This window comes from Candidatus Nanosynbacter sp. TM7-074, assembly GCF_041006295.1.
Taxonomy (GTDB): Bacteria; Patescibacteriota; Saccharimonadia; order Saccharimonadales; family Saccharimonadaceae; genus Nanosynbacter.
This window is the reverse complement of record NZ_CP158487.1, coordinates 416786-434175: the sequence shown is the minus strand read 5'-3', so window position 1 is coordinate 434175 and position 17390 is coordinate 416786. Positions and strand designations below refer to the sequence as shown.

The window sequence follows — 17390 nt, the reverse complement described above, 5'->3', positions numbered from 1 at the left end:
GTCGTTTCCGACTCATCAGCATAGATACGCATCTATGGAGCGAATATGATAAGCGAGAGAAAGAAAAGCACTCCCGTCGCCATATTCGCCTGTAGGTCTAGAGACCTGAGCCGAGGAGTGCAAGTTGGTGTGTGTCTTCTGGCAGGGCAATCAGCTGGAAGCTGATCAAAAGCCCCTGTGCGTATTGGCCGAAGAATTCATCGAAATCGCTCTCGTCATCCACGCAGACGGCTTGCTTGAAAATAAGCCTATCACAGAGTGCGTACAGATGATGCCCATGCGGCAATTGCCGCATGGCTTCATTGTAGTCGTGGGTGTTGATGAATGTACCAACGCGGCCGTCAATAATATCATCCACGGGGTTGTAGTAGATGCCCATGATGGGCCTCCTTCTCTCGAACTTATCAAAGGACTGCTCTTGGACAAAACAGTTGTTCTGTCAACAAAAGCTGTATTCACTTATATCACTAATAGAACAAAATGTCAACAGATTTTGTCAAAAATGTGGTGTAATATGTCACAGTGTTGTTTGCAAAGCAGAGAGCACACTTGTCTTATCTCGCTCAATCAACTCGACCCGTGCTCTAATTTCTGTAATTCCCAACTTAATCGTTCTGACGAGGGCTGGAATATTTTCCATCGGTTCAAAGAACTGTCGGAATTCGTTAAGCTCGTCGGTTGTCAGTAGGGCCGTGGCTGCATAGCGAATAAAATCGTCGTAGCTTTTATCATCACCAAACTTATCCTCGACCCATGCCCAATTTTCCTTCAACCAATTCCAGGCAATTTGACGATTCTCTCGAGTGCGAATTAAATAGACAAACCAACGACTGGCATCTTGTGGACGAATAATGTTGGCATCTTTAAGATTCTCAAGAATCTTTTTGGCGGTTTCTGTGTTTTGTGTGGAGGTAAGACCTACGGCAATGTCGTCCTGCAGGTCATTTGATGGAGTATCTTTATATATCGTAAAGAGATTGTCTATCATTTCTGGAGTCTCAAAATGTCGAACATTGGCACTAATAATCAGAGAGCGAATTTCTGTTGGTAATTTTTCTAGTTCATGATTATCAAACCGCTTTTTAGCCTCATCCAAAATTTCTTGATTTTCACTATAAATCATTAACCCTAAGGCTGTGATGCGCCGTTCGCGGTCGTCGTCGGACTCGCCAGGTTTTTCATCCCAGCCTAATTCCTCGAATGTGGCGCGCCCAAAATCGTCAGATATTTGCTTTAGACGATTGCGGGCGATATCGTTATCGTCAACAAATTTTCGTAATTCCGCTAGGGCTCGAGCTGCCATATTAAAAACTTTTTCATTAGTTTCGGTTTTTAGGGATAGCGCTAACGGAAGAAGCCAGGCCGAACTTTCAAATCCAGCCCGAGCCAGTATGGTGGCGTCTTGTAGAATGCAAATCTTATCTAAAGTCGGTAAGGCACGGATGTTTTTCAGAAGATTGTTGCGAGTTGATTCGTCATATTTAGTGACAAAATGAGCGCTTAAGCCACAGTTTAATTGCAATGGTTTTTCGGTGGAAACGGTGATTTCTTCTTGATCTAGAATTTTTACGTCAAGTGGTTGGTTGGCAAACAGTGGGATCGGCCACAAGGCGTCGGATGGCTGATGATCGCCGATGAAAAAGCGTTCTTGGTGTAGCGTGGTGGTAGGTTTCTCGTCAGAATTATTTCGCTCGACCTGCACGATTGGCAAACCTGGCTGTGAAATCCAAGTGTTCATCAAGTCGACAATTGGCTGACCACTGGCAGTTTCTAGCTCCCGCCATAAATCATCGCCAACAGTGTTTCGGTAAGCAAATTTTTCAAAATATGACTTTAGTCCTGCACGAAATGCCTCCTCGCCGATCAGCTGCCGTACCATCACCAGCAGTCGACCACCCTTGGCGTAGACAATTGCCGGGTCAAACAAAGTACTGATTTCGTCCGGGTGATTGACGTCGGCTTGCACTGACTGTACACCGTCCAAACTGTCTCGCCGAAGCGCTGCTGTTACTTCATTTGTCGCAAAATCCTCCCACATTCGCCACTCGGGGTGCAGTGCGTCGACCGCCACATACTCCATCATATTAGCGAAACTCTCATTCAACCACAGGTCGTTCCACCACTGCATGGTCACCAAATTGCCAAACCACTGGTGGCTGAGTTCGTGGGTGATGACGGTGGCGATGAAGCGCTTGGATGATTCTGGCGTTAATTTCGGGTCAGCCAGCAGGCAGCTTTCGCGGTAGGTGATTAATCCCCAGTTTTCCATAGCGCCAGACGAGAAATCAGGCAGCGCTACATGGTCGGATTTTGGCAGCGGATATGGTACGCCAAAATATTCATCATAAAAATCAATTGAACGAGTGGCAATGTTTAGTGCAAAATCCAGCGTCTCCTCGCTTTGGGCTGGCGTTGCCCAAATATTAACTTCAACACCAGATTTGGTATGAGCGGTTTTCTTGTGGAGTTCGCCGACGACAAAGGCTAGGAGGTAGCTACTCATCCGCGGCGTGGTGGCGAAAGTGGTTGTCAGCGCGCCGCCCTTTTCAGATGATTCAGTGACGGGCATATTACCAAGGACAGTCAAGTCCGGAGCGGTCACGAGTGTCACGTCATAAGTGGCTTTGGCAGCTGGTTCATCAACGCACGGGAGCACTTCGCGGGCATGGTGTGATTCAAATTGGGTGGCAAACAGTTGTTTCTTGATACCGTCGTGTGTGAAATAGCAAGGGTATAATCCGTGCATGGAATCGGTGATGGTGCCGGAAAAATCAATAGAAACAGTGTGCTTACCGGCATTCAAGTCTGATTGCGATAAGCGCAGCTCGTCAAACTCTCCGTGAGAAAATTCAGCTGGCTGATTATCAATTGTGATTGATTGAATAGTTAAATCTTTGGCGTGTAGCGAAATTGATTTGCCAGTTGATTCGCCAGAAATGACAACTTTGCCAGAAAATGCTTTCTCTTCGGCGCAAGTCAAATCGATGGTTAATGTGTAATGGTTTGGTATAAATGTGTCGAGTAAGCGTGGAACTTTAGTCATGGTTTTATTATAATACAGCCATGAGGGTGAATAAAATATGGCGTCGACAAGTGATAGTCATATTGATAGCGGTGGTAGCTGGCGCGGGAATTTGGGCTTCGCAGACTTCTCAGCCAGAAACTCAGACGATAAAAACATCAACACAGCGAGATTTATTTGGCGATTCAAATGCGAGGGCGGAGTTGGGAAAATTGGAAGTCAAGGGGCGTGCGCCAAAAACCGGCTATATGCGTAAGCAGTTTGGTAATGGCTGGGGTAAAATTAATGGCTGTTCGGTTCGCGAGGTGATTTTAGCGAGGGACTTAACAGATGAGAAGATTGATGAAAAATGTCGAGTTTTATCAGGTGTGCTTAACGACCCTTATACGGGACAAATTATTCATTTTCAGCGTGGTGAGAAATCGAGTTCTAAAGTGCAGATTGACCATGTGGTGGCATTGAGTGACGCTTGGCAGAAAGGTGCGCAACAATTATCAGCCGAGGAACGGGAAAAGTTGGCAAACGATCCGCTGAATCTATTAGCTGTCGACGGTCCGGCAAATCAAGCCAAAGGTGACGGCGACGCAGCAACTTGGTTGCCGAGCAATAAGCCGTTTCGCTGTCAGTATGTAGCGCGCCAGATAGCGGTAAAGCGACGGTATCGACTATGGGTGACAGAAGCAGAAAAAAGTGCGATGTCGAGTATTTTGGAGAAGTGCGTGGAAGTAAATTGACAAAATGAAAAAATTTTAATACAATGAGAAAGTACTCATCCGGCCGGCAGGTCGGAGTTTTTCGTTTATGGAAGTTTGAAGCGGAAAAGGATATAATTATATAAAAGAAGGAGAGTAAATATGGAAGATTTGAATATCAAGCAACTGACACTAGCAGTGCGGACGATTGCTGATGAAAAAAACCTACCAGAAGAAACAGTTTTAAGTGTGATTGAGCAGGCGATTGCGGCAGCATGGCGCCGTGATAACGGTACGCGCGAGCAGTTGGTGCGAGCTAACTTGAATATCAATAGCGGCACAGCTGTGGTTTCGGTGGTTAAAACTGTGGTTGAAGAGGTTGAGAATGACATCAATCAAATTAGCCTGGAAGATGCTAAGAAGTTGGATGCTGCGGCTGAGATTGACGGCGAAGTAATAGTAGAGACTCACAATGTGACGACATTTGGCCGTGTGGCGGCTCAGACTGCTAAGCAGGTTATTTTGCAGCGTTTGCGTGAAGCTGAGCGTGAGGTAGTACTGGCTGAGTTTGAAGATAAAATTGGTACGGTCGTTATCGGTACGGTTCAGCGTGTAGAGCCACGTGTGGTACGAATTGAGTTGGGCAAAGCCGTCGGTATTATGCCTCAGAGTGAGCAAATTCCTGGCGAATATTATGGCGTTGGTCGTCGTATTAAGGTTTATATTAAGGATATTGAGCGCGAAGGTCGCGGTCCGCAGTTAATTCTTAGCCGTGGCAATGAAGAGTTTGTACGCTTTTTGTTCAATCAAGAAGTGCCAGAGATGGAAACTGGCGCAGTTGAGATTAAAGCAATTGCCCGCGAAGCTGGTCGCCGCACCAAGTTGGCAGTGGCTTCTGCGCTGCCGGGTGTTGACCCAGTTGGTACGTTTGTTGGCGGTCATGGTGCTCGTGTTCAGGCTGTAATGAATGAAATTGGTGAGCAAGAGAAGATTGACATTATTCCATTTGAGGAAGATACGGCTGGCTTTATTGCTAATGCTATGAGCCCGGCAGAGGTAATCAGCGTCACTGTAAATGAAGAAGAAAAGCGGGCAACAGTTTACGTTAGCGAAGATCAGCAATCAATCGCAATCGGTCGAGCTGGGCAAAATGTTCGCCTGGCAAGTCGATTGACAGGATATGATCTTGATATTGAAGCGAAAGCTGCTGTTAAGTCGGAGCCAAAACCTCGCAAGAATATCGAGGATAGCTTAATGAGCGTGGTTGAGGAGGTAGCGGAATAAGCCGCTCTCGATTGGCTATTAAAAACGAAAGGAGGGGCATATGTCAGAGGATTTTTCTGAGCTAGAACCTCGTTTAACGGAAACAGCTCGCGCCAGTTTGGAGCGAGCAGGTTTCCTAGCGCATAACGAAGGTCGCGATTATGTCGGCACGGAGCATATTTTACTTGGTGTATTGGCACAGAATTCGTCGCTTGGGGCTAAGATTTTAGCGGAAAATGGCGTGACGTTAGATAGGGCGGAAATGGTGCTTAATCTAACTGCTAAGCCTTTGGTGGTTACAGTCGTAAAAAAGGGCTTAAGTGCCGAAGTGGCTGAGCTGATTCGTACGTCATGGCAGTTGGCGGTTGAGTTTGGACAGGAGCGAATTGGTACGGAACATATTGTGTATAGCATGCTGTTGCAGCATGAGGCGCGGGCAACTAAGCTGCTGCGTGATATGAATATTGACATTGAGCAGCTGCGCGGAAATCTGGAGGATGTGTTTGATAAACAGCAATTTGAGTCGCTGCAGAAGAATCAGACTACAACAACTAAAAAATCTGCCGATTTGAAGATTCTGGATAAATTTGGCGTGGATTTGACACGGCGGGCTAGTGAAGGATTTTTAGATCCAGTGATTGGCCGGTCGGCAGAGATTCAGCGGATGATTACCATACTGGGACGCCGCAGTAAGAATAATCCAGCGCTAATCGGCGAGCCGGGTGTTGGTAAAACCGCGGTAGTTGAAGGCTTGGCGCAAAAAATTGCCGATAATAAGGTGCCGGAGTTTTTGAAAGGTAAGCGGCTTTTCCAGCTGGACTTGACGGCAATGATTGCTGGGACGAAATATCGCGGGCAATTTGAGGAGCGACTGCAAAAAGTCTTAGCGGTTGCTAAGAAACACCAGGAAGTCATTTTGTTTATCGACGAGTTGCACTTGCTGGTTGGTGCTGGATCGGCGGAAGGTTCAATGGACGCGGCCAACGTATTAAAGCCAGCATTGGCACGCGGCGAAGTACGGCTAATTGGCGCGACGACGTTTGATGAATATCGCAAGCATATTGAGAAAGATGCGGCCTTAGGCCGGCGTTTTCAGGCGGTAACGGTGGCGGAACCATCTCCAGAAGAGGCGGTGGAGATGATGCGAGGCTTGAGGGATAATCTTGCAAAGCATCATCAAGTACAGATTCCTGACGAAATGCTTATTGAAGCTGTCGATTTAAGTCAACGATATGTGACGGAGCGGTTTTTGCCGGATAAAGCGATTGATGTAATTGACGAGGCCGCTAGTCTATTAAAATCAAATTTGCCAAGAAAATTGTCTCGCAAGGATAAATTATCACGTCAAATCAAACGACTAGCTGGTAGGATTGATGCTGCTGTCGAGGCTGAAAATTATCAACAAGCCGCGGAATTTAAGGCGCAAATGCGACAGCTGGAATTGCAGGCTGATAAACTGAGAAACGAAGTCGATAGTAAACCTATGTTAACAGAGGAATATCTACGACGTGCAGTTTCAGCGATGACGAATATTCCGATTGATAGATTATCACTGAACCAAATGAGAGATTTAATCCAATTAGAGAAGCACTTGAGTCGAAGTGTGCTGGGTCAAGACGAAGCAATTGAGCAGTTAGCCCGGGCAATTCGACGAAATAAAGCTGGCCTGAGCCGCCAAAGTGGGCCGTTGGGCTCGTTTATTTTCCTCGGGCCGACTGGCGTAGGAAAGACTGAGCTGGCACGAGTATTGGCGCGGGAGGTTTTTGGCGGTGATGATAATTTGATTAAGATTGACATGAGTGAGTTTTCAGAGCGGCACACAGCTAGTCGGCTGATTGGTGCGCCAGCTGGCTATGTCGGTTATGATGATGGCGGCAAATTGACTGACAAGGTGCGGCGACGGCCATACAGCGTGGTGTTGTTTGATGAGATTGAAAAGGCGCATCCTGACGTACTGAACTTGCTATTGCAGATTTTAGAAGATGGTAAATTGAGCGACTCTCATGGTCGGACAATTAGTTTCCGACAGACGATTATCATTTTAACCAGCAACGTTGGCGCCGAGCAGATGATCCAGGATTCAGAGTTGGGCTTTGCCTCGTCTGGGCAGAAAAAAACTTCCCATACTGATCGACATAATCGCAATTCACGGGCAGCTTTACGCGAGTTGGAGAGTTTCTTGAGGCCAGAACTAATCGGTAGGTTTGATGGGGTGATTACGTTTAAGCCGCTGGCTAGGTCGGTGGTGCGAAAGATTTTTGACAATCTTACAATTGACCTAATCAAGGCAGTTGAGCGGCACGAAATGACGCTTGATATTACTCCATCCACCAAGCGCTGGCTGATTGACCGGGGTTTTGACGAACAGCGCGGCGTGCGAGTTCTCAGGCGTACTATTCAGTCGGAGCTGGCAGATCCGCTCAGTGATGTTCTGTTGTCAAATAAAGCAAAGCCTGGCGATATTCTGCAGGCTAAAATTGATAAAAATAAGGTGATAATTGATGTCAAGCGTGCGTAAGTTAATTGGATTTTTTGTTTCAATTACGTTTGTGCTTGGAATGGCTTTATTGGTGCTGAATCGACAGTCGATTATCGATGAAATTACCTTGTGGCAATATAGGCCAAGTGGTCAGATTGCTGAAATTGCCGATCGCGTCAAGATGTCAGATTTTGGCAAGAAAATGTTTTATGTTTCTAAACCGCAGATACAGTCGGCTGGTGAGTTTAATAAAGATTGTCGGCGTGTAGAGCAGGGAAACGCTATTTTAGGATGCTATGATCAGGCTGCTGGTGAAATCTACATCTATGACGTGACCAATGCAGAATTAGACGGCGTAAAAGAGGTGACGGCGGCGCATGAGATGCTACACGCGGCATGGAAAAGGCTGAGCTCTGCCGAGAAAGAGCGTTTGTCGACGCTGCTGGAGCACGCTTATGATAACGTAAAGACCGACCAGCTGGCTGAGAGGATGAAATATTACGACCGAGCCCAGCCGGGCACACGCGCAAATGAGCTTCATTCAATTTTAGGGACGGAGTTTGCGAATTTGGGCGAGGAATTGGAGGAGTATTATCGTCGGTATTTTACTGACCGGTCGGAAGTTTTGCGGTTGCACGCTCATTACCGAGAAAAGTTTGAGTCACGAGAAAATGAGGCGCAGGAGTTAAGCAAGTCATTGCAGTCGCGTAAACAAAAAATAGATCAAGATTTATCACAATATTCAGCCGACATAGCCGATTACAACCAGCGCGTGGCTGACTTTAACAGACGAGCAAATAGCGGTGATTTTTCCTCACAAGATGATTTTTCAAGGCAACGCCGTGCTTTACAGGCGGAGCTTTCTGAGTTGAATAGTCGGCGCAATAACCTAAATTCTGAGATTAATTCTTATAATTCTGGCGTCCTTAGGCTTAGGGAATTGGGTGTGAAAATTGACGAGTTAAATAAGAGCTTGGACAGTGTGAAGGGGGCAAAGTAATGGCAAAATCTCGAAGTCAATTTATCTGTCAGCAGTGTGGTGCTAGTTTTTCAAAATGGGCGGGTAAGTGTGAAAATTGTGGGGAGTGGAATTCGTTGGTTGAGCAGGTTATTTCTTCAGGAGGTTCGTCTGCTGTCGATAAATCAGCTGGGCGTGGCAAAGCTTTAAAAACTGCTAGCGTTCGTGAAGCCGTGGCTGAATCTGGGCTAGAAAGATTAAGCACGGGAATTGATGATTTGGACGTGGTTTTAGGCGGTGGCTTTTTGGCTGGTGGTGTGGTGCTGGTGGCGGGCCAGCCGGGAATTGGAAAAAGTACTCTGCTAGCGCAGGTTGCAGCGTATATTGCTGGCTCAAAATCTGTTTTATATGTTAGTGGCGAGGAATCGATTTCGCAGGTCAAATTACGAGCAGAACGTTTGGGCGCGGCTGATTCGGAAAAGTTACATCTAGCGTCTAGTAATAGCGCCGAGGATATTGCTGCGTCAATTCAGCAGGGCGGATATGATTTGGTGATTGTTGATTCGGTGCAGACTATTTCCTTGAGTGAAATTTCTTCAGCACCAGGTTCGGTTAGCCAAATCACCAACTCTTCAAATGTAATTATTCGTGCCGCCAAATCTTCTGGTACAGCGGTGATTTTGGTTGGTCACGTCACCAAAGAAGGTTCGATTGCTGGGCCAAAGATATTAGAGCATTTGGTGGATGTTGTACTGAATTTTGAAGGGGATCGTTATGGTGGTTTTCGAGTTGTTCGGGCGCAGAAAAATCGCTATGGTTCGACTAACGAGGCGGCAATTTTCGAGATGGACGATCAGGGTTTAAGAATTGTTAAGAATCCGTCAGCAGAACTTTTAGCGGAGCGGCGGAACTTGGATGGCTCAATTGTGCTGGCGACTATGGAGGGTGCACGGCCACTGTTAGTTGAAATCCAAGCGCTGGTGAATCCGACAAATTTTGGCTATCCTAAGCGCACGGCAAGCGGCTTTGATTTGAATCGGCTGAATTTGCTGGTGGCGGTCTTGGAGAAGCGTACAAAATTGAAATTGGTGGATAAGGATATTTATGTCAACGTAGTCGGTGGATTAAAATTGAACGATCCAGCGGCGGATTTGGCAGTAGCCATGGCAATTGCTAGCGCTAGCGCTGGTCGGAGTTTAGATGAGGGGGCTGTAGTGTTTGGTGAAATTGGTTTGGGCGGTGAAGTTCGCTCAGCGATTAATTGGCAGGCTCGAATCAAGGAGGCGAAGAAATTAGGTTTCACTTACGCGATTGCTCCAAAAGTTCATAAAGATAAATTTATAAAAGGCGTCAGTGATATGCGGCAGGCGTTGATTGACTATTTACAATAAGAAAGAGGAAAAAATGAAAGATTTTTACAGTTTAATAATAATTATAATGTTGCTTGGACTGGCTGCTGAGATTTATTTTTTGGCAAGACCGCGGCGCAATTCTCATGTCGGCGAGACTTCAATGTTGGTGGATACGTCAGTATTGATGGACGGACGAGTAATTGAGTTGGCAAAGACGGGATTCTTGCTCGGTAAGGTGATTGTTCCGAGGAGTGTGCTGTCTGAGCTGCAGTTATTAGCCGATGGCGCAGACCACGATAAACGCGAAAGGGCGCGGTTCGGCATGGATGTTGTGAAAGAGCTTAAAGACATACTGAAATCGTCATTTGAGCTGTATGACGATAATGAGCGTGTGCCAGAGGGTGTTGATTCTCGACTGCTGAAATTAGCCAAGGAAATGGATGCGGCAGTGCTAACGCTTGATTATAACCTAAATAAGGTGGCGCAAGTTGACGGAGTCAAGGTGCTTAATATCAATGAGCTGGCAAAGAGCCTGAGGATGAGCTATCTACCTGGTGATGAATTGGATTTGGAGTTGTCGCAAAAGGGTCAAGATACTCATCAGGCGGTCGGCTATTTGAAGGATGGCACGATGGTGGTGGTTGAGAATGCTAAGCGTTATATCGGACAGACAAAGAAGATTGAAATTATTCGAAGCCTGCAGACTGACGCCGGTAAAATGATGTTTGCTAAGCTTACTGTCGAACCAAAGAAACCTGCAAAGCAAAAGTCCAGTGTATCTAAAAAGCGCACAAATGGTCGGTCAAAAACATCAGCCCAGCACGAGGCTGAGCTGATTAATTTAGTTAATAAGCAGTAAGTGTCTAGCTGTCTTTTGACTTGAAGCTACTGCTTGAAGTTGCGGTGTAGTATGCTGAATCCCGGACTGTCACAGAAACAATGTGTGTTCCTGCTGTCTCAATCTCTACTGTCGCAGACTGCTTACCGCTGGAGCTGATTTCTGCACTCTTAACACTCTTGCCGTCAACACTAATTTCTATTGCGGCCAGCCCCCAAGTTCCCGCTGAAACGTCAACGTTTATGGTATATTTTTTACCGCTGCCAGTGACAGACACTGCTCCAATTTGAGGCTTAGCATCGTCACACTTGTGGACGTCGTCCTCTGCATTGGCATCATATCCTGAAGGCACGCTGAGAGATTCTTTCTTTGTCAGTGGATCGATAACCTTAGTTACCTCAATTTCTTCTTTAGCGCCATCTGGAGTACAGCTGGTGGCTTTCTTCTTAGAGACCTTGTCGAATGTAATTTTCTCTGTAGATTGGCCTTGTTTCTTGTCCCACCATGATGGGTAAAGTTCGCCATTAACATTCTGGATGCCGTTAGGACGTTCGTACCATTGCCCAGATTTCCACTTGCCTTCTTTGGCGTAAACTTGCGTATGAGCAAATGACATGACATTTCTAACCACCGGCATGCCAAAGTTTGATGCTGACGTACCGATGACGCTAGTGTCAGAGTTGCCGAGCCAGATTCCCATGACAAGAGCTGGACTATAGTTAACAATCCATAAATCTTTTGGTTGAGAGCCTTTGTCGGACGTACCAGTTTTAGCTGAGGTTCGGACGCCATTTACTCCCATCCAGCCGTGAAGTCCGATGGTCCTGTCGGACAGGATGTCATTTACGATATAAGCTGACTGCGAGTCAAGAACCTGCTTGCCATCGTCTTTCCATTTCTTCAATGTCTCACCTTGGCTATTTTTTACTTCAATAACGCTTGAACTATTTTTTTGGACACCCATACGTGCCAGAGTACCGTAAGCATTGACCAATTCTGTCTGCTTGGTGCCACAGCCGCCAATTGACGCACCGAGCCCGTAGCCGCCGGCATTTTCCTCTTGGCGACAGTAATTATGATTTCCCATCTTGCGAATTCCCTCAACGACTGGTTTTGCTGAGCCGTTACCGACAATGTAAGCTGCTTTAACCGCTGGAATATTTCGTGATAAGGAGAGGGATTTGCGGATGTTTATGGCGCCCATAAATTTTCCGTCCCAGTTGCGTAGTTTTGCGCCGTAAAGACTGTCGATATTATCGTCGCTTAGTACTGTGCCGCTACCATAACCCTGTTTGTTGTCATGCTTCTCAAATAGTTGAGCAAAAACGAGGGACTTAATGGTTGACCCTGGCTGAATATAAGATGTGGCTGCATTATCTTGCCCGTAGCCGGCATGATTAAAGTCGCGACTACCAACTAGTGCAACAATTTGTCCAGTTTGTACGTCTTCAACGGTTGCCGCGCCGTTACTAATTCTGACAGAATCTGGTCGTCCAGTAGCAAAGAAGGACTTCATTTCTGTCTCTAGCTTTTCCTGAATACGCCAATCTAGCGTAGTTTTAATTGTTAGTCCACCACGTCCAACGACCGATTCGCCAAGCTCTTTACTGAGTTGGTTGCGAACCATTAGCAGGAAGTGAGGCGCCTTAATGTTTTCTAGTTGTTCTGTCTGAGGTTTGATAGTGCTTAGAATATCAACTTTTTTAGCTTTTTCAGCTTCATCCTTAGAAATGACACCTTGCTCAGCCATATAATCCAAAGTTGTGTGTTGGCGGGCAATTAACGCCTTATGCCCGGCGGTATTATACGGGTTATAGTAGGTTGGATTTTGCGGGATACTGGCGATCAGCGCTGCTTCTGCCAGTGTCAAATCTTTGGCGTGCTTACCGAAGTATGTTTGTGAAGCTGACTCCGCACCGTTACGTCGACCGCCGTATGGAGATTCGTTTAGATACAGAGATAAGATTTGATCTTTGCTATACATGCGTTCAACTTCAATTGCTAGAATGATTTCCTTAATCTTACGAGGAACGCCGCTAATTGAACGGTCGCCAGCTTCGTCCGCGAAGAAGACTTGCTTGACAAGCTGCTGTGTCAGAGTCGAGCCACCTTGGACTTGGCGTCGTGAAGCGGTTGAAAGCATTGCTCGCATTATACCGCTAATGCTGATGCCATGATGCTTATAGAAATCGCGGTCCTCAATTGCGACGGTGGCCTTTTTTAAGTAGTCGCTAATCTGATCGGCTTCGACCACCAATTGATAGTTTCCTGTCCCTTTATCTTCCCAGAGCAAATTATCATTACGGTCGTAATATTTGGTAACGGTAGTTTGGACACGTTTAGCCAGTTCGCCAGGACGAATCTTATCAAGGTCTTTACGGAAATAAGCAAACATACCACCGATAAGCAGTAGCATCAATAGGACGCCAACGCCAAGGATTTTCAAGGCCATCAATCCGCCACGTTTAGAAAACCAATATTTAGCTAGGCGTTTTGGGTGTAGGCGGTAAAAGAATCGCTTGACGGGGTGTTTTGGTAAAGTTGCCAAATATTCTGCCCGTTCGCGCGCCTCCTTATCTTTCTTTGTTCGATGTTTTTGCGCCAAATTGGCATATAAATTCATCCGTTTTGACGGAGATTTCTTATTGCTTGAGCCGTGTCCGGCGGTGCTAATCGTAGTTTTCCTCTTCACAATCCTATTATATCACGCATATGTTTCGCTTCAATTATAAAATTGCTATACTAAATATAAAGGAAAGGAGTGCTATGAAACTATCAGAAGAACTAAAATGGCGCGGGTTCTGGAATCAGACCACATTTACGGACGACAAGCTTATCGATTCGGAGAATTTTACGCTCTATTTGGGGACAGATCCGTCGGCTGACAGTTTGCACGTCGGGCACTTGGCGGTCTATATGATGGTGCGGCATTTTTTGGAGCGCGGTCACAAGGTGTTTCTGTTGGTTGGTGGCGGCACTGGCATGATTGGCGATATGCGCGACACCGAGGAGCGGAGTCTGCTGTCGTATGCGGAAATTGAGCACAACAAGCGAGCTTTGAAGGCGCAAGTGTCGCAAATTTTCGCGGGACGCGATTTTACCTTGGTGGACAATGCGGATTGGCTGGGTAATTTGGAGCTGTTGCCGTTCCTTCGCGATATCGGCAAGAATTTCAACATGGCAGATTTGATCGGTCGTGAATTTTTCAAAGCGCGCATCGACAACGGCAAGGGATTGAGTTTTGCGGAATTTACCTACACCTTGCTGCAGGGCTATGATTTCTGGCACTTATTCAAGCATCACGGTGCCAATTTGCAAATCGGCGGTTCCGATCAGTGGGGTAATTTGGTTTCAGGCGTGGAATTGATTCGCAAAAAAGAAAACGCCGAAGTCTACGCCATGACTGCGCCGTTACTCATCAACAAATCAACTGGGCGCAAATTTGGCAAATCCGAAGGCGGTGCCGTCTGGCTGGACGAAACTAAAACCAGCGTCTACAAATTCTATCAATTCTGGCTGAACGTTGACGACGAAAGCGCCATTGAGTACATGAAGATTTTCACCATGCTTGATCGCGACACCATTGAGGCCATCGCCGAAAACCACGCGGTCAATCCAGGCGCACGCTCAGCTCAAAAAGTCTTGGCGCGCGAAGTCACCGACATCGTCCACGGCGTCAATCGGCGCGAATCAGTGGAGCGGGTGACAGAGGTGTTGTTTGGCGGCGGTGATTTTCGGCAATTGTCAGACGATGATTTAGACGCTTTGGCTCAGGAGATTCCGCGTGTTGATGTCGGCGTCGGCGTGATCGAAGTGTTAGTGGTGTCTGGTGCGGTCAGTTCCAACGGCGAGGCAAAACGCCTACTAAAATCTGGTGCCATCAGTCTCAACGGCGAAAAATTAACCGAAGACCGAGCTGTTAATACCACATCGCTACTGAAAAAAGGTAAAAATACATTTGTATTAATTATGGAGGGAGAAGAATAGTGAAAAAAATTATCGGGTTTGATTTGGATGACACGCTAGCTATTACCAAGTCGCCAATCAGTGATCGGATGGCTGGCGCTCTTAGTCGATTGCTTGAAAATTATGACGTGTGCGTCATTACGGGTGGCACATTCCAGCAGATTAAAAAGCAGGTGATTGATCGGCTTAATGTTCAGTCTGAATTGCTCCAAGGGTTTCATGCAATGCCGACTTGCGGCACTAGGTATTATCGATTTAATGCTGCTAATAACGAATGGAGGATGCAGTATGCGAATGATTTGTCTGATAAACAAAAAGCTCAAATAACTATGGCGCTGGAGGAGGTTGCCAGGGAGATGGGCATTTGGTGTGATAATCCTGCGGGTGAAATTATTGAGGATCGCCACAGCCAGATTACCATGTCGGCACTGGGTCAGCAGGCAACGCCAGAGGATAAATATGCCTGGGCGGAAAAATATAAAGATATTCGTCCCGTATATCGCGATAAAGTAGCGGAGAAATTGCCTGGTTTGGAAGTGAGGATTGGTGGTACGACCAGCACTGATATTACGCTGCCAGGAATTGACAAAGCCTACGGCATTGGTAAGTTGCTTGAGTTAAACGGCTGGTCGAAGGAAGAAGCACTGTTCTTTGGCGACAAATTACAAGAAGGCGGTAATGATTTTCCAGTCAAAAATATGGGCATTGATTGTATCGCTGTGGAACGCTGGGAAGATACTGCCTACGCACTGGAAGGTATCAACGCTGTTTCGTAGATGAAGCTGACAACTCCAGTGGAACATATCAAAGGCGTCGGCCCCAAAACCGCTCAGGCGTTGGCGGCGGCAGGGTTGGAGACGGTGGCGGACGCTCTAGATTTTTTGCCGCGGGCATATGATGATTATTCGGCGGCGGTCAATATCGCTGATCTTCAGCCGGGCAAGGTGACGGTGCGGGCGCGCTGCGAGTCGATTTCCACGCGCATTGTGCGCCGGGGCTTAAGGATAACCACGGCGGTGCTGGCGGATGATTCTGGCAAGGTCAAGGCCGTTTGGTTCAATCAGCCGTACCGCGAATCGCAGCTGAGATCCGACGCCGAGTTTATGTTCTCCGGCCAATTTGGCATGCAATATAACAGCTATCAGATTAGCAATCCATCCGTCGAACTCGCCAAACAAACAAATTCGTCCGACGCCCAGCCTACGTCGGGCATCCATCCTGTCTACAAATCCATCAAAAATCTCCGCCCCAAAACCGTGCAGGATTTGCTGAAAAACTTGCGACCCATCATGGAATTTTTGCCCGAAACGCTGCCGGAGTATATCGTTCAGCGGCAAAAACTAGTCAGCCGCGCGGAAGCCGTCAAGTTCCTCCACGCGCCGAAAAATCATGAAGAAATTGCCCGCGGCCGGGAACGCTTGGCGTTTGAAGAGTTGCTTGAAATGATCCTGGCGGCGCAGTTTAATAAGCAAGAGCAAACCAAGTTGACTGGCTGGCGCATCCCGTTCAATCAGCCAGTTGTTAAGCAATTTGTCGAGCAGCTGCCGTTTCCCTTAACCAACGCGCAGCGCCGCGCCGCGTGGCAGATTTTGCAAGATTTGGAGTCCGAACATCCAATGAATCGATTATTGCAAGGTGATGTCGGCTCGGGCAAAACGGTAGTCGCTGGACTGGTGGCAGCGGAAGTGGCGCAGGCTGGTTTTCAGACGGCCATCATGGCGCCAACGGAGATTTTGGCGGCTCAGCACACTAAAACGCTGGATGAATTATTGTCGCCGTTCGGTGTGTCGGTGGCGCTGCTAACGGGACATGTCAAGGGCGCTCAGCGGCGGCAGCTGCTGGACAATTTAGCAAATGGTGACATTGACGTGGTGGTTGGCACGCACGCGTTGATCCAGGAAAAAGTGGCGTACCATAAGCTGGGTTTTGTGGTAATTGATGAGCAGCATCGGTTTGGCGTCAAGCAGCGACAGGCGTTGCTGCAAAAGGCAGACTATATGCCGCATCTCCTCAGCATGACCGCTACGCCGATTCCACGGAGCTTGGCGTTGACCTTGTATGGTGAACTAGATATCTCGATTTTGGATGAACTGCCAGCTGGTCGTCAGCCGATTGAAACGAAAATTTGGTCGCCAGCCTCAGCGCCAAAGCTCTACGAAGCGATTGATCACGAGCTAGCTCAAGGCCGCCAAGCGTACGTCATTTGCCCGTTGATTGACGACAACCCTGATAATGACAAAAAATCGGTGGAGGCGGAATATCACAAATTGGCGAAAATGATGTTTCATCATCGTCGCCTTGGGTTGCTGCATGGTAAACTGCCGCCAGAGGAAAAAGCGGCGGTCATGCAGCAGTTTGCGGACGGCGACATTGATATGCTAGTGAGCACCACGGTGGTGGAAGTTGGCGTCAATGTGCCGAACGCCACGGTTATGCTCATCGAAAATGCTGATCATTTTGGACTCAGCCAACTCCATCAGCTGCGTGGGCGGGTTGGACGCGGCCAGTATCAGAGCTTTTGCCATTTGATGCTGTCGAGCCATGATAAGCCAAGCCAGCGCCTCAAGGAAATTGAGAAATCCCAAGACGGCTTTTACTTGGCGGAAGTTGATTTGAAACTACGCGGCCCCGGCGAGATTTACGGCCGAGCGCAGCATGGTGCACTGAACCTAAAAATTGCCTCGCTGAGCGACACGCCACTGATTGCCCGTGCGCAAACGGAGGCCGAGCGCTTTGTCAAAGAGGGGCAGGATTTGTTACAATATAACCATCTGGCGCGTGCCGTCAGTCGCTATCAGCGATTAACCATTTTGAATTAAT

The 17390-nt window shown here is 47.3% G+C and carries 12 protein-coding genes; 9 read left to right on the top strand and 3 right to left on the bottom strand.

The genetic code is table 11. From position 1 onward, the window contains the following. Positions 1 to 97 precede the first annotated feature (97 nt). Together TM074_RS02285 and TM074_RS02280 are read right to left on the bottom strand one after the other, a co-directional pair. Complete coding sequence (locus TM074_RS02285; RefSeq protein ID WP_369000051.1) at positions 98 to 379, bottom strand: hypothetical protein; 282 nt, start codon at positions 377 to 379, stop codon at positions 98 to 100. 138 nt (positions 380 to 517) lie between these two features. After that, positions 518 to 3043, bottom strand: a complete 2526-nt coding sequence (locus tag TM074_RS02280) for a M1 family metallopeptidase (RefSeq protein ID WP_369000049.1) — start codon at positions 3041 to 3043, stop codon at positions 518 to 520. A gap of 20 nt (positions 3044 to 3063) precedes the next feature. Between TM074_RS02280 and TM074_RS02275 the strand changes: the two genes are divergently transcribed. From TM074_RS02275 to TM074_RS02250, 6 genes are all read left to right on the top strand, one after another. After that, on the top strand, positions 3064 to 3756 hold the full coding sequence (locus tag TM074_RS02275; RefSeq protein ID WP_369000047.1) for an HNH endonuclease family protein: 693 nt from the start codon (positions 3064 to 3066) through the stop codon (positions 3754 to 3756). A 120-nt stretch (positions 3757 to 3876) separates the two neighbouring features. After that, entirely contained in the window at positions 3877 to 4998 is a 1122-nt protein-coding gene (nusA, locus tag TM074_RS02270; RefSeq protein WP_369000045.1) for a transcription termination factor NusA, read from the top strand. Positions 4999 to 5038: 40 nt separating this feature from the next. Beyond that, a complete protein-coding gene (locus TM074_RS02265) occupies positions 5039 to 7495 on the top strand; it encodes an ATP-dependent Clp protease ATP-binding subunit (protein WP_369000043.1) in 2457 nt (818 codons plus the stop codon). Then, on the top strand, positions 7479 to 8456 hold the full coding sequence (locus TM074_RS02260) for a hypothetical protein (RefSeq protein WP_369000041.1): 978 nt from the start codon (positions 7479 to 7481) through the stop codon (positions 8454 to 8456). Before TM074_RS02265 ends, TM074_RS02260 begins: the two co-directional genes overlap by 17 nt. Then, on the top strand, positions 8456 to 9805 hold the full coding sequence (radA, locus tag TM074_RS02255) for a DNA repair protein RadA (protein WP_369000039.1): 1350 nt from the start codon (positions 8456 to 8458) through the stop codon (positions 9803 to 9805). Before TM074_RS02260 ends, radA begins: the two co-directional genes overlap by 1 nt. A 13-nt stretch (positions 9806 to 9818) precedes the next feature. Beyond that, entirely contained in the window at positions 9819 to 10625 is an 807-nt protein-coding gene (locus TM074_RS02250; protein ID WP_369000037.1) for a PIN/TRAM domain-containing protein, read from the top strand. A 4-nt stretch (positions 10626 to 10629) separates the two neighbouring features. Here TM074_RS02250 and TM074_RS02245 read toward each other — a convergent pair whose 3' ends face one another. Then, on the bottom strand, positions 10630 to 13296 hold the full coding sequence (locus TM074_RS02245; protein ID WP_369000035.1) for a transglycosylase domain-containing protein: 2667 nt from the start codon (positions 13294 to 13296) through the stop codon (positions 10630 to 10632). Positions 13297 to 13370: 74 nt separating this feature from the next. On the opposite strand from TM074_RS02245, the gene tyrS reads away from it, so the two are divergent. Genes tyrS through recG form a run of 3 tightly spaced genes read left to right on the top strand, consistent with a single transcriptional unit; the run spans position 13371 to position 17389 of the window. Then, positions 13371 to 14591 carry a tyrosine--tRNA ligase gene (tyrS, locus tag TM074_RS02240; RefSeq protein WP_369000033.1) on the top strand — a complete coding sequence of 407 codons (1221 nt, stop codon included), beginning with the start codon at positions 13371 to 13373 and terminating at the stop codon, positions 14589 to 14591. Continuing rightward, positions 14591 to 15346 (top strand): HAD-IIB family hydrolase, encoded by a 756-nt coding sequence (locus TM074_RS02235; protein WP_369000031.1) that lies wholly within the window; start codon positions 14591 to 14593, stop codon positions 15344 to 15346. Before tyrS ends, TM074_RS02235 begins: the two co-directional genes overlap by 1 nt. After that, positions 15347 to 17389 carry an ATP-dependent DNA helicase RecG gene (gene recG, locus TM074_RS02230; RefSeq protein ID WP_369000029.1) on the top strand — a complete coding sequence of 681 codons (2043 nt, stop codon included), beginning with the start codon at positions 15347 to 15349 and terminating at the stop codon, positions 17387 to 17389. The last annotated feature ends 1 nt before the right edge of the window (position 17390 follow it).